The sequence below is a fragment of the Streptomyces sp. NPDC057424 genome (assembly GCF_042803315.1).
Taxonomy (GTDB): domain Bacteria; phylum Actinomycetota; class Actinomycetes; order Streptomycetales; family Streptomycetaceae; genus Streptomyces.
In genome coordinates, this window is the sequence record NZ_JBHVCP010000050.1 from 1 (window position 1) to 13,299 (window position 13,299).

Annotated in this window: 10 protein-coding genes and 2 pseudogenes; 5 read left to right on the top strand and 7 right to left on the bottom strand. The window is 71.4% G+C overall.

Annotated elements, in window-relative coordinates:
• Nucleotides 1–67 precede the first annotated feature (67 nt).
• Together ACFU3E_RS29900 and ACFU3E_RS29905 are read left to right on the top strand one after the other, a co-directional pair.
• Nucleotides 68–799, top strand: a complete 732-nt coding sequence (locus ACFU3E_RS29900) for an MBL fold metallo-hydrolase (protein ID WP_384165015.1) — start codon at nucleotides 68–70, stop codon at nucleotides 797–799.
• A gap of 31 nt (nucleotides 800–830) precedes the next feature.
• Nucleotides 831–1,637, top strand: coding sequence for a DUF3097 domain-containing protein (locus ACFU3E_RS29905; RefSeq protein ID WP_384165018.1), 807 nt, complete (start codon nucleotides 831–833; stop codon nucleotides 1,635–1,637).
• 194 nt (nucleotides 1,638–1,831) lie between these two features.
• Here the strand turns inward: ACFU3E_RS29905 and hemW are convergent, their stop codons facing one another.
• Entirely contained in the window at nucleotides 1,832–3,064 is a 1,233-nt protein-coding gene (gene hemW / locus ACFU3E_RS29910; RefSeq protein ID WP_384165020.1) for a radical SAM family heme chaperone HemW, read from the bottom strand.
• A 27-nt stretch (nucleotides 3,065–3,091) separates the two neighbouring features.
• A complete protein-coding gene (locus tag ACFU3E_RS29915) occupies nucleotides 3,092–5,389 on the bottom strand; it encodes a SpoIIE family protein phosphatase (RefSeq protein ID WP_384165023.1) in 2,298 nt (765 codons plus the stop codon).
• 485 nt (nucleotides 5,390–5,874) lie between these two features.
• Here ACFU3E_RS29915 and ACFU3E_RS29920 point away from each other — a divergent pair.
• Nucleotides 5,875–6,261: pseudogene (locus tag ACFU3E_RS29920) on the top strand (two-component system response regulator); the annotation flags it as partial.
• Between the two features lie 119 nt (nucleotides 6,262–6,380).
• Here the strand turns inward: ACFU3E_RS29920 and ACFU3E_RS29925 are convergent.
• Together ACFU3E_RS29925 and lepA are read right to left on the bottom strand one after the other, a co-directional pair.
• A complete protein-coding gene (locus ACFU3E_RS29925; RefSeq protein WP_384165026.1) occupies nucleotides 6,381–8,255 on the bottom strand; it encodes an AMP-dependent synthetase/ligase in 1,875 nt (624 codons plus the stop codon).
• 264 nt (nucleotides 8,256–8,519) lie between these two features.
• Nucleotides 8,520–10,388, bottom strand: coding sequence for a translation elongation factor 4 (gene lepA, locus ACFU3E_RS29930; protein WP_384165029.1), 1,869 nt, complete (start codon nucleotides 10,386–10,388; stop codon nucleotides 8,520–8,522).
• Nucleotides 10,389–10,629: 241 nt separating this feature from the next.
• Here lepA and rpsT point away from each other — a divergent pair, with 241 nt between their 5' ends.
• Nucleotides 10,630–10,896: a 30S ribosomal protein S20 gene (gene rpsT / locus ACFU3E_RS29935; RefSeq protein ID WP_384165032.1), complete on the top strand. Its 267-nt coding sequence runs from the start codon at nucleotides 10,630–10,632 to the stop codon at nucleotides 10,894–10,896.
• Between the two features lie 175 nt (nucleotides 10,897–11,071).
• Here the strand turns inward: rpsT and ACFU3E_RS29940 are convergent, their stop codons facing one another.
• On the bottom strand, nucleotides 11,072–11,467 hold the full coding sequence (locus ACFU3E_RS29940; RefSeq protein WP_384165035.1) for a nuclear transport factor 2 family protein: 396 nt from the start codon (nucleotides 11,465–11,467) through the stop codon (nucleotides 11,072–11,074).
• Nucleotides 11,468–11,584: 117 nt separating this feature from the next.
• Here ACFU3E_RS29940 and ACFU3E_RS29945 point away from each other — a divergent pair.
• Nucleotides 11,585–11,934, top strand: a pseudogene (locus ACFU3E_RS29945) (VOC family protein); the annotation flags it as partial.
• Nucleotides 11,935–11,949: 15 nt separating this feature from the next.
• Here ACFU3E_RS29945 and holA read toward each other — a convergent pair.
• Together holA and ACFU3E_RS29955 are read right to left on the bottom strand one after the other, a co-directional pair.
• A complete protein-coding gene (gene holA / locus ACFU3E_RS29950) occupies nucleotides 11,950–12,939 on the bottom strand; it encodes a DNA polymerase III subunit delta (RefSeq protein WP_384165038.1) in 990 nt (329 codons plus the stop codon).
• 80 nt (nucleotides 12,940–13,019) lie between these two features.
• On the bottom strand, nucleotides 13,020–13,265 hold the full coding sequence (locus ACFU3E_RS29955) for a hypothetical protein (protein ID WP_384165041.1): 246 nt from the start codon (nucleotides 13,263–13,265) through the stop codon (nucleotides 13,020–13,022).
• Between the last annotated feature and the right edge of the window lie 34 nt (nucleotides 13,266–13,299).

Consider the following 13,299-nt stretch of genomic DNA (forward strand, 5'->3'; position numbering starts at 1 on the left):
TACACCCCCGGCAAGGCTGGTCGTGCGGTGCCGTGCCCCGAGCGGGGCGCACCGCTAGCGTCGCCGTATGACGGTGACTTGGGAAGACCTCGGATGGGAGCGCGTGGCCGCCGGGGTGGGGCGGTGCCGGCTGCCGGTGTGGGACTGCACGGCGGGGCTGGTCGCCGGGGAGGGCGCGGTCCTCTTGATCGACGCGGGGTCGAGTCTCGCCGAGGGCGCGAAGCTGCGCGCGCAGGCGCGGTCGCTCACGGGCCACCGTGTGACACATCTCGCGCTGACCCATCCGCACTTCGACCATGTCTTCGGGGCGGCGGCGTTCACGGACGCGGAGGTGTTCGGCGCGGTGGGCGTGGACGCGCTGCTGACGCGGGTGCGGGACCGCGAGGAGCTGCGCGCGGACGCGGTACGGAACGGCCTGGCGGCGCCCACGGCCGAGGAGGCGGCGGAGCGGCTGGCCCCGCCGGGCCACCTGGTCTCCGGTGAGTGGACCCTGGACCTGGGCGGTGGCCGGCAGGTGCTGCTGGCGAACGTCGGCCCGGGGCACACCGCCCACGACCTGGCGGTGCTGGTGCCGGGTGATCCGGAGGTGGTGTTCTGCGGTGACCTGGTCGAGGAGTCCGGGGAGCCCCAGGCGGGCCCCGACGCGGTGCCGTCGCACTGGCCGGCCGCCCTGGACCGGCTGCTCGGCCTCGGCGGCGAGGACGCGGTGTACGTACCCGGTCACGGAGCGGTGGTGGACGCCGCGTTCGTGCGGGCGCAACGGGACGCGCTGGCGGCGCGTTTCGGCGTGTCGCGGTGATCGCCGTTCGCCTTCTCCTATCGTCGTTCGAATGCGCCAGTACTCCGCCGATCTGACCCCGCCGTGGAAGAAGCCGAAGCCGGTGCCCGAGGTTCCGGCGGAGCCGGGCCTGGTGGTGGAGGAGCCGGGGACCGGCTTCTGCGGCGCGGTGATCCGCTGCGAGGCGGGCACGGTGACGCTGGAGGACCGCTTCGGCAAGCACCGGGTGTTCCCGATGGAGCCGCGCGGCTTCCTGCTGGAGGGCAGGGTGGTCACGCTCGTCCGCCCCGCGCCGGGCGGCCCCGCACGTGCGGCCCGCACGGCCTCCGGTTCGGTGGCCGTCCCCGGCGCACGCGCACGTGTCGCGCGCGCCGGCCGCATCTACGTCGAGGGCCGCCACGACGCCGAGCTGGTCGAGAAGGTATGGGGCGACGACCTGCGCATCGAGGGCGTGGTCGTGGAGTACCTGGAGGGCGTCGACGACCTGCCGTCGATCGTGGCCGAATTCGCACCCGGGCCGGACGCGCGGCTGGGGGTGCTGGTCGACCACCTGGTCCCCGGCACGAAGGAGTGGCGCATCGCCGAGTCGGTGACGAGCGAGCACGCCCTGGTGGTGGGCCACCCGTACATCGACATCTGGGAGGCGGTGAAACCGTCGTCCCTGGGCATCGGGGCGTGGCCCCGGGTACCGAGGGGCCAGGACTGGAAGACGGGGGTGTGCCGGGCCCTGGGCTGGCCGGAGAACACGGGGGCGGCGTGGCAGCGGATCCTGTCGGGGGTCCACTCGTACAAGGACCTGGAACCGGAACTGCTGGGCCGGGTGGAAGAGCTGATCGACTTCGTCACGGCTCCGGCGTAGCGCCCCGGCCGCAGGAGCTGCGGCACACGCCCCGCATCCCGCTCGGCCACAGCCCCGGCCCGCCCCCCTGCGGCCCTCGGGTCCGCCTGGCCGTGGGCCGTCGTGCCGCTGGGAGCGGCACGGGTGGGTGCGGCGGCACCCCCGTTCCGCCGGCGCCGCGGACCCACCCGCCCGCGGCGCCGGTGCCCGGCGTCTCAGTCCACCAGGTCCCGCACCACCCCGTCCGCCAGCAACCGCCCTCGCAGCGTCAGCGCAGCCCGCCCCTCCCCGTACGGGCCTTCCTGCAGCAGCCCGTCCGACAGAGCCCTGCGCGAAGCTGCCAGCCCCTCCTCACGCAACAAGGACAGCGGCACACCCTCCCGAAGCCGCAGCTCCAGGAGGATCCGCTCGACCCGCCGGTCCTCGCCGGACAGCAGCTCACGCCCCGCCCCGGGCGACCGCCCCGCGGCCAGCGCCCCCGCGTACGCCCCGGGATGCTTCACGTTCCACCACCGCACCCCGCCCACGTGACTGTGCGCACCGGGCCCGGCCCCCCACCAGTCGGCCCCCCGCCAGTACAGCTCGTTGTGCAGGCACCGCCCGGCTTCGGAGGTCGCCCAGTTCGACACCTCGTACCACTCGAAACCCGCTCCGGAGAGAACCTCGTCCGCGATCAGGTACCGGTCGGCGTGCACGTCGTCGTCCGTCATGGGCACCTCGCCCCGGCGAATCCGCCGGGCCAGCTGCGTGCCCTCCTCGACGATCAACGCATACGCGCTGACATGATCCGGCCCGGCCCCCAGCACCGCGTCCAGCGACGCCCGCCAGTCGTCGTCGGACTCACCCGGCGTGCCGTAGATCAGGTCGAGATTCACATGCTCGAACCCTGCCGCCCGCGCCTCCGCCACACACGCCTCGGGCCGCCCCGGCGTGTGCGTGCGGTCCAGCACCTTCAGCACGTGCTGCCTGGCGCTCTGCATCCCGAACGAGATCCGGTTGAAGCCGCCCTCGCGCAGCGTCGCCAGGTACGCGGGGTCGACCGACTCGGGATTCGCCTCCGTCGTGACCTCGGCGTCCTCCGCCAGCCCGAACTCGTCGCGGACGGCCCGCAGCATCCGTACGAGGTCACCGGCGTCCAGCAGCGTGGGCGTGCCGCCGCCCACGAACACCGTGCGGACCGGCCGCGGATCGTCGCCCAGCACCTTGCGCGCCAGCCGGACCTCGTCGGCCAGCGTCCCGGCGTAGTTGTCGCGCGACGCGAGCACGCCGCCGGTGCCGCGCAGCTCGGTCGCGGTGTACGTGTTGAAGTCGCAGTAGCCGCAGCGGGTCGCGCAATACGGAACGTGCAGGTAGAACCCGAGCGGACGATCGGCGGCCCCGGCGAGCGCGGACGCGGGCAGCGTGCCGTCGTCGGGGACGGGCTCGCCGTCGGGGAGTGCGGAAGGCATGCCCTCCATTGTCCAGCACCCGCGCGGTCAATCCGCCTGGAGCACCAGCAGCGCGAGATCGTCCGCCGGGGGCCGCGCCCCGAAGTCGTGCACCAGCCGTTTGATCCGCTCGGCTATCAGCTCCGCGTCCAGCCCGGCGCACCCGGCCAGCGCCGCCGCGAGTCCGTCCCCGTCGTCGAACTGGCGGGAGCCGGAGCGGCGCTCGGTCACGCCGTCGGTGACGCACAGCAGCGTGTCGCCGGAGCGCAGCTCGAAGGTCTCGCTGGCGTAGGTGGCGTCCTCGACGACGCCCAGCAGGGTCTGCGGCTGCGCGCACGCGTGGACCTCGCCGCCCGCCCCGAGCAGCAGCGGCAGCGGGTGCCCGGCGGAGGCGACGGTGCAGCGGACACCGCCGTCGAAGGGGACGAGTTCCCCGTACAGCAGGGACAGGAAGCGCGTCTGGGGGCCGTCACCGGGCGGGGTCGGCCGGGCTCCCGCGGCCACCAGTGCCCGTGCCGCCGCGTCCGCGGCCTCCGTGGCGTCGTCGAGCAGGAGCTGGTTGAGGCGGTCCAGAACGTCGGCGACCCGGTAGCCCTCGCGGGCCAGCAGTCGCAGCCAGGGCCGGGCCAGGCCGATCACCACGGCCGCCTCGGGCCCCTTGCCCTGGACGTCGCCCACGGCGAAGCACCAGCGGCCGTCGCCGGCCGGGAACAGGTCGTAGAAGTCGCCGCTGGGCCCGCCCTTGTCGCACGGCTCGTAGACGAGGGCGCTGCGCAGGCCGGGGATCTCGGCCACGGCGCCGGGCAGCAGTCCGCGCTGGAGGACGGCGCTGATGGTGGCCTGGCGGGCGTACCGGCGGGCGGCGCCGATGGCGAGGGCCACCCGGCGGCCGAGATCCTCGACGAGGCCGGTGATCTCGTCGGGGAAGCCGGCCTTCCCTGAGCGTCCGATGACGAGGGTGCCCAGCGGGCGCCCACCGGCGACCAGCCGGTACGCGAGCGCCGAGCCGGGCTCGCCGTCGCCGAGCGCCTCGCCGGGCCACGGGTAGTCGACGGGCCCGGCCCTGCCCTGCTCCCGGCCGCGTTCCAAGGGGGACGCCCCTCTCGGGTCGAACGGCTGCGGCGGGTCCTTTTCCAGGACGCGGCGCAGTTCCTCGATACGGTTCTCGCTGCCGTGCCAGACCCGGGCAAGGCGCGGGCCGCCCGCGCCGGCTCCGCCGCTCCAGCCTCCGCCGGTGGCCTCGTCCTCCAGCCACACCGCGCACCAGTCGGCCAGCCGCGGCACGATCAGCTGCCCGGCGAGGGCCGCGACCAGGTCCTCGTCGAGCTGTCCTGCGAGCAGGTCGGAGGCCTCGGCGAGGAAGGAGAGGGCGCCGCGGCCGAGCCATGCGCCGTCGGGGCCGTTCGGTCCGCCGTGGTTCTCGTGCCGGTCCCGCCAGTCCCGTAGGTCGTTCCAGTCACGCAGGTCACGGGCCTCCCGTAAGTCGGGCCAGTCCCGTGCCTCCCCGCCTTCCCGCGAGTCCCAGGTCTCTCCTGCTTCACGCAGGTCCCACAGCTCTCCGCCGCCACGCCAGGCCCGTACGGCTTCCCCGACTTCGTCGCCCGGGCCCGGCTCGGGCGCCAGGATCTCCGCGACCCGCAGGCCGCGCGCCAGCGCGTGCTCCCCGGCGTACGCCTCGATCTGCTCGCCCGCCGCGCACCCCTCGGCGAGCAGCCGCGCCCAGACGGTCTTGCGGCCCGTGCGGTACGTGATCCCCCAGGCCTCGGAGAGCGCGCCGACGAGCCGCAGGCCCCGCCCGTACTCGGGGGTGCCGTGCGGGGTCTCCGGCTCGCTGCCGCGCGGGGCGCGTGAGGGGTGGTGGTCGGAGACCTCGACGACGAGCGCGGCCGTGCCGGGGGCGTCGCCTTCCAGCCGGCACTCCATCTCGACGTCGGTGCCGGCGTGCACGACGGCGTTGGTGACGAGTTCGCTGACGACGAGCGTGGCGTCGTCGGCGAGGCGGCCGGTGAGGTGCTCGGCGCCGGGCAGGCCGAGCCCGGTCCACTCGGCGAGCGCGGCGCGCACCAGGGCGCGGGCGGCGCCCGGCGCGAGGGAACTGCCGGGCAGGGCCGTGTGCGCCCGCGCGCGCTCCTGTGCGGGCGCCGCGCCTGCCGGCGCGCGCGAATCGGGGGCGAGCGCCCCGGCGGAGGGTGTGATCACCTCCGCGGACGGTGTGATCGCCTCCGCCATTGGTGCGGGCTCCTCGGAAACGGGCCCCTCCTGGACCGGCACGGGCGTCTCCCACGCGTGTGCAGGCGCCTCTGAGGCACGGGAGGCGGTCTCCCGTTGCGTCGGAATGGCCCCCATGGACAGCTCCCCGGGCAGTTCGTACGAATACGCCACAGTCGATGCCGACAGAGTGACAGACTGACCACGCCCATAAGCGCCGAGTTACCGAAGTGGGCCGCCATGAGTGAGAACCGTGCTACTCCTGTGGTCGAAGACCGGCACGAAGACGGTCAGATTCGTGCATCCGGTCTGCGTCCCCTGCTCGCGGCCAGCCCGGGCCGGGGCCTGTGGACGTCCCGGGTCAACGATGCGAACCAGCCGCTCGACGCCCAGGTCGACCGTTCGGGGGCGTCTCGGGGGTCTGGAAGGACCTCACCGGTGACGTCAACTTCATGACGTCTGAACCTGACTTCGCTGCGCCGACGACCATGTGCCCAAGCCGGTGGGCCCCGAGGGTCTGCTGACGGTCGTGTGCGCGCTGCCGGACCCCGAGGGCACGGAAGAAGAGGCATGAGCGACACGGCCACTCACTTCGACGCGCCGGCATCCTCCTCGTCGACGACATGGAGGACAACCTGGCCGCCCTGGAGACGATCCTCGCCTCGCTCAACGAGCCGCTGGTACGCGCCCGTTCGGGCGAGGAGGCGATGAAGGCCCTGCTGCGGCAGCCGATCCCGCCCGTCCTGCTCGGCATCCGGATGCCCGGCATGGACGGCTTCGAGACGGCCGCCCACATCAAACGCCTCGACCAGACCCGGGACGTCCCGATCGTCTTCCTCACCGGCGCGGACGACGACTCGGGCTACGCCTTCCGCGGCTACGCGACCGGAGCCGCGGACTACCTGGCCAAGCCCTTCGACCCCTGGGTCCTCGGGGCCAAGGTCAGCGACTTCCTGGACCTCTACCGCAAGGGCAGGGAGGTGGAGCGCCTCAGGACGGAGATCCGTGAGCTGAGACGCGGGGTGGAACACGGTGCTCAGGGGTGCGGGGCTGTACCGAGGTGCGACTCCGCCGCGTGGGCGCGACAAGCCCCGACGGCACGCACCCCGCCGCACAGCCCCGCCACTCCCTACGCCTCGCGGGACCCGTCGTACATCTCCTCGATCAGATGCTTGTACTCCCGCTCCACCACCGGCCGCTTCAGCTTCAGGCTCGGCGTGATCTCACCGTGCTCGACGTCGAGATCCCGCGGCAGCAGCCGGAACTTCTTGATGGTCTGCCAGCGCTGAAGCCCCTCGTTGAGCTGCTTCACATACCCGTCGACCATCTCGACGGTCTGCGGCGCCGCCACGATCTCCGCGTACGGCTTGCCCTCCAGGCCGTTGTCCTTGGCCCACTCCGTGATCGCGATCTCGTCGAGCGCGATGAGCGCCGTGCAGAAGTTCCGGTCGGCCCCGTGCACCAGGATGTTGGACACGTACGGGCACACCGCCTTGAACTGCCCCTCGACCTCCGCCGGGGCGATGTACTTGCCGCCCGAGGTCTTGATGAGGTCCTTCTTGCGGTCGGTGATCCGCAGGTATCCGTCGGGCGACAGCTCCCCGATGTCCCCGGTGTGGAACCAGCCGTCCGGCTCGAGCACCTCGGCGGTCTTCTCGGGCAGCTTGTGGTAGCCCTCCATGATGCCCGGGCCCCGCAGCAGGATCTCCCCGTCGTCGGCGATCCGCACCTCCGTGCCGGGCAGCGGCTTGCCGACCGTTCCGGTGCGGTAGGCCTCGCCCGGGTTCACGAAGGACGCCGCCGAGGACTCGGTCAGGCCGTAGCCCTCCAGGATGTGGATGCCGGCGCCCGCGAAGAAGTAGCCGATCTCCGGCGCCAGGGCGGCGGAACCGGAGACGCAGGCCCGCAGGTTCCCGCCGAAGGCTTCACGGATCTTGGCGAACACCAGAGCGTCGGCGACCTTGTGCTTGGCGCCCAGCCCGAACGGCACGGACGCCGTCCCGGTCCGCCGGAAGTTGTCCTGGGAGACCTTGGCGTACTCGCGGGCGACCTCGGCGGCCCACTGGAAGATCTTGTACTTGGCCCCTCCGCCCGCACGGGCCTTCGCGGCCACACCGTTGTAGACCTTCTCGAAGATGCGCGGCACGGCGGCCATGTACGTCGGCTGCACCACCGGCAGATTCTCGATGATCTTGTCGACCCTGCCGTCCACGGCTGTGACGTGCCCGACCTCGATCTGCCCGGAGGTCAGGACCTTGCCGAAGACGTGCGCGAGGGGCAGCCACAGGTACTGCACGTCCTCGGTGCTCACCAGACCCGTCGCGGCGATCGCCTTCGCCATGTACGACCAGTTGTCGTGCGGCAGGCGCACGCCCTTGGGGCGGCCCGTGGTGCCGGAGGTGTAGATGAGGGTGGCCAGCTGGTCCCTGGTGATCGCTCCGACCCGCTCCTTGACCAGGTCGGGATCCTTCTCCAGCCGGGCCGCGCCGCGCTTCTCCAGCTCGTCCAGGGTGAGGATCCAGTCGGCGGTCTCGACACCGGCCGCGTCGATCACCACGACATGCGTCAGCTCGGGCAGCTCGGCGCGCTTCTCCTTGGCCTTGGCCAGCTGCTCGGCGTTCTCCGCGATCAGCACCCGGCTCTCGGAGTCCGACAGGATGTACGCGGACTCGTCGGCGTTGGTCTGCGGATACACCGTGGTCGTGGCCGCGCCGGCGCACATGATGCCGAGGTCGGCGAGGATCCACTCGATCCGGGTGCCGGCGGCGAGGGCCACGCGCTGCTCGGGCTGCACACCCAGCTCGATGAGCCCCGCCGCGATGGCGTAGACCCGCTCGGCTGCCTGCGCCCAGCTCAGCGACTTCCAGTCGTCCGGCCCCTGGTCCGCCGACGACGGGACCGGGTACCGATAGGCCTCGGCGTCCGGCGTGGCCGCCACGCGCTCCAGGAAGAGGCCCGCCACGGACGGCGGACGGTTCTCGATCAGGGTCTGTGTGTCGCTCACGACATCCTCCGGGGCCCGCGACGGTGCGGCTGGCTCAGGTGCGGCTGGGTTTCACTCACGAGGTGCAGGTCACGAGCCGTTGTTTAACTCGCGAGTAACTATCGAGCAGGGATCAGAGTAGAGGGCGACCGGCCCCTGCGTAAGGGGCTGCGGCCTGTCACTTCGTACAGAGAGCTACCCCGCCTACGCACAGGGGCCCGCCGCACTTTCGCGCGACGAGCCCCTTTCTACCCGGATTGCGGCGTAACCCACGGTAATCCGTGATTACTTCTTGCCCTTGCCCGAACCCGCGCTGTCATCGCTCGACAGGACGGCGATGAACGCCTCCTGCGGAACCTCTACGGAACCCACCATCTTCATCCGCTTCTTGCCTTCCTTCTGCTTCTCCAGCAGCTTCCGCTTACGGGAGATGTCACCGCCGTAGCACTTGGCGAGGACGTCCTTGCGGATGGCGCGGATGGTCTCGCGGGCGATGACCCGGGAGCCGATGGCGGCCTGGACCGGCACCTCGAAGGCCTGCCGCGGGATGAGCTCCCTGAGCTTGGCGACGAGCCGTACGCCGTACGCGTACGCCTGGTCCTTGTGGGTGATCGCCGAGAAGGCGTCGACCTTGTCGCCGTGCAGCAGGATGTCGACCTTGACCAGGCTGGAGGTCTGCTCGCCGGTGGGCTCGTAGTCGAGCGAGGCGTAGCCGCGGGTCTTGGACTTCAGCTGGTCGAAGAAGTCGAAGACGATCTCGGCGAGCGGCAGGGTGTAGCGGATCTCCACCCGGTCCTCCGAGAGGTAGTCCATGCCGAGCAGGACACCGCGCCGGGTCTGGCACAGCTCCATGATCGAGCCGATGAACTCACTGGGCGCCAGGATGGTGGCCCGTACCACCGGCTCGTACACCTCCGAGATCTTGCCCTCGGGGAACTCGCTCGGGTTGGTGACCGTGTGCTCGACGCCGTCCTCCATGAGGACGCGGTAGACCACGTTCGGCGCGGTGGCGATGAGGTCGAGGCCGAACTCCCGCTCCAGCCGCTCCCGGATCACGTCCAGGTGCAGCAGCCCGAGGAAGCCGACACGGAAGCCGAAGCCGAGGGCCGCGGAGGTCTCCGGCTCGTAGACCAGGGCGGCGTCGTTGAGCTGCAGCTTGTCCAGGGCCTCGCGCAGCTCGGGGTAGTCCGATCCGTCCAGCGGGTACAGGCCCGAGAACACCATGGGCTTGGGGTCCTTGTAGCCGCCGAGCGCCTCCGTGGCCCCCTTCTGCTGGCTGGTGACGGTGTCACCGACCTTGGACTGGCGGACGTCCTTCACGCCGGTGATCAGATAGCCCACCTCGCCGACGCCGAGACCGTCGGCGGGGAGCATCTCCGGCGAGTTGGTGCCGATCTCCAGCAGCTCGTGCGTGGCGCCGGTGGACATCATCCGGATCCGCTCGCGCCTGTTGAGCTTGCCGTCGATGACACGGACGTACGTCACGACACCGCGGTAGGAGTCGTAGACCGAGTCGAAGATCATCGCGCGGGCGGGGGCGTCCGCGACGCCGACCGGCGGGGGGATCTCCGCGACGACCTTGTCGAGCAGCGCCTCGACGCCCAGGCCGGTCTTGGCGGACACCTTGAGCACGTCCTCGGGGTCGCACCCGACCAGGTTGGCGAGCTCCTCGGAGAACTTCTCGGGCTGCGCGGCCGGCAGGTCGATCTTGTTGAGTACGGGGATGATCGTGAGTTCGTTCTCCATCGCCAGGTAGAGGTTGGCGAGGGTCTGCGCCTCGATGCCCTGGGCGGCGTCGACCAGGAGGATGGTCCCCTCGCACGCGGCGAGCGACCGGGAGACCTCATAGGTGAAGTCGACGTGCCCCGGGGTGTCGATCATGTTGAGGATGTGCGTGTCGTTCTTGTCATGGGTCGGGGCCCACGGCAGTCGCACGGCCTGTGACTTGATCGTGATGCCACGCTCGCGCTCGATGTCCATGCGGTCGAGGTACTGGGCGCGCATCTGCCGCTGCTCGACCACTCCAGTCAGCTGGAGCATCCGGTCGGCGAGCGTGGACTTGCCGTGGTCGATGTGCGCGATGATGCAGAAGTTGCGGATCAGAGCCGGGTCGGTACGGCTCGGCTCGGGCACGTGGCTGGGGATCGCGGGCACGCAGGGTCCTGATTCTTGAGGCGTCCGCAGTGTCTGCGGTCTCGGGTCGGATCGATACGTAGCCTCCATGGTCCCACGGGCGGGGACCATGGACGGGTTTGGGCCGCAGGAGTGGCCGCTGGTAGCCTGGGTGGCTGTGCCTCATGCCCTCTCGCAGGAGGCACGACCTCAAGAAATCACCCGGTGCGGGAATCGTGCGGTGTCCGTGCGCCCTCGTGCCAGAACCTGAGAAGGCTCATTCGTGGCGAACATCAAGTCCCAGATCAAGCGGATCAAGACCAACGAGAAGGCGCGGCAGCGCAACAAGGCCGTCAAGTCCTCCCTCAAGACCGCGATCCGCAAGGCCCGTGAGGCGGCTGCCGCGGGTGACGCCGAGAAGGCCACCGAGTACCAGCGCGTCGCCGCGCGTCAGCTCGACAAGGCCGTCTCGAAGGGCGTCATCCACAAGAACCAGGCTGCCAACAAGAAGTCTGCGCTGGCTCAGAAGGTCGACGCGCTCAAGGGCTGACATCTGATGTGACGCCGGAGGGAATCGAGCGGGCCCTCTCTCATCCGCTCCCGTCCGGCACCCCTCGGATCCGCGCGCGGCCTGCGTTCGCCACGCGGGCGCGGATCCTGCAGCTTGAACCGAAGGCCCCGCCTTCCGCTCTTCCCCAGAGCGGCCGGCGGGGCCTTCGGCCTGTTCAGGACCAGAACTCGTTGTTCTTCTCGATGTCCTCGACGCATTCGTCGAGGTCGGTGACCTTGTCGCCGACGATCCGGAAGATGATGCAGCCGGTGTCGTCGAGGTGCTTGCCGTTGCGCTCGGCCGTGAAGCGGGTCATGCCGACGGCGTGCCCGCGGCCGTCGACACAGATGCCGATCAGGTCGGCACGCGCCGTTCCGTTGCTCTCCTCGCCGAGCCGCTCGTACATCTCGATGATCGAGTCCACCCCTTTGAAGTCGCCCGACAACGGGTGACTGCCGGGCACGTGGTGGGTGGCATCGGCCGCGATCAGCCCCCGCAAGGTGTCCATGTCACCCCGCGAGAAGGCCTCGAATCCCTTGCGGACCAGCGCTGCGTGCGGGTGTTCAGCCATGGCCTTCGCCACCTCTCCGTCATTTGGCGACGTACGGCTGATACACCCGATTCTCCTCCTCGGCAGGAGGAGGGCGACTCGATCACGGCACAGTGGAAGCATGGACACGGACGACACCAACGCACCGGCGGGCTGCTCTACCGGTGCGGCGGCGCGGGGGTTCGTCCTGTTCCGCTCGACGGGATCCTCGCCCGGCACCTTCACGCAGATGGCGTGGGAGGTCGAGGACATCGAGGCGGCGGTCGCCGGGCTGAAGCGGCGCGGCGTGGTGTTCGAGGAGGTCGACACCCCCCGGCTTGCGCACCCGGGGCGGCAGCGCCGAGATCGAGGGGAACTACCCGAGCAAGGGCGCACGGGGCGAACGCGGCGCCTGGTTCCACGACCGCGAGGGGAACCTGCTGGGGATGGGGGGCGGCAACCGACGACAAGCGGCAGAGGCGCGTGCCAGGCCCGCGTCTGCGGCCTGATCCAGACGACAGGCCCTAGCTTCGCCCTCTGGAGCGCGCCGCGCGGGCGATGGTGACCACTGCCTTCTCCAGCGCGTACTCGGGGTCGTCGCCCCCGCCCTTCACGCCCGCGTCCGCCTCGGCCACGGCCCGCAGCGCGATCGACACCCCGTCCGGAGTCCAGCCCCGCATCTGCTGCCGCACCCGGTCGATCTTCCACGGCGGCATTCCCAGCTCCCGCGCGAGATCGGCCGGCCGTCCCCCGCGCGCGGACGACAGCTTGCCGATCGCCCGGACGCCCTGCGCGAGCGCACTCGTGATCAGCACCGGCGCGACCCCGGTCGACAGGGACCAGCGCAACGCCTCCAGGGCCTCCGCTGCCCGCCCCTCGACCGCCCGGTCGGCGACCGTGAAACTCGACGCCTCGGCCCGCCCGGTGTAGTACCGCCCGACGACCGCCTCGTCGATCGTCCCCTCGACGTCCGCGACCAGCTGCGACACCGCCGAGGCCAGCTCCCGCAGATCGCTGCCGATGGCGTCGACGAGCGCCTGGCACGCCTCCGGCGTGGCGGATCTCCCCGTCGTCCTGAACTCACCCCGCACGAACGCCAGCCGGTCCGCCGGCTTCGTCATCTTCGGGCAGGCCACCTCACGCGCCCCGGCCTTGCGCGCCGCGTCGAGCAGCCCCTTGCCCTTGGCCCCGCCGGCATGCAGCAGCACGAGGGTGATCTCCTCGGCGGGGGAGCCGAGATAGGCCTTCACGTCCTTGATCGTGTCGGCCGCCAGGTCCTGGGCGTTGCGTACGACCACGACCTTGCGCTCCGCGAAGAGCGAGGGGCTCGTCAGCTCGGCGAGCGTGCCGGGCTGCAGCTGGTCCGGGGTCAGGTCCCGTACGTCGGTGTCGGCGTCGGCGGCCTTCGCGGCGGCCACCACCTCCTGCATCGCACGGTCGAGGAGCAGGTCCTCCTGGCCCACGGCGAGCGTCACCGGGGCGAGGGGGTCGTCATGCGCAGTCTTCCTGGCCATCGCGACAAGCATCCCACGCGCCACTGACAGCCGGCTCCGGCGGACCGGGACGCGTGGGCGGAAGACCGGGCACCGGGCGCCTACGGTTCCTCCCGCCAGCCCTCCCACTCGCCGGCCAGCCCGTCCAGCTTCCCGGGGTCCAGCCGCTCGTCCTCGTCCCGCAGGACGACCAGCCACTGCGCGTCCTCGGCGTCGTCCTCTCCGGCCAGCGCGTCCCGCACCAGCCGGGGCTCCTCGACGACCCCGAACCGCTCCCGCAGTGCCTCCACCACCTCTTCCGCGGCATCACGGTCGGGCAGTACCAGCACATGTCGCACATCACTCACGCCGGACATTGTCCGACACCGCGTCGCGGCCCGG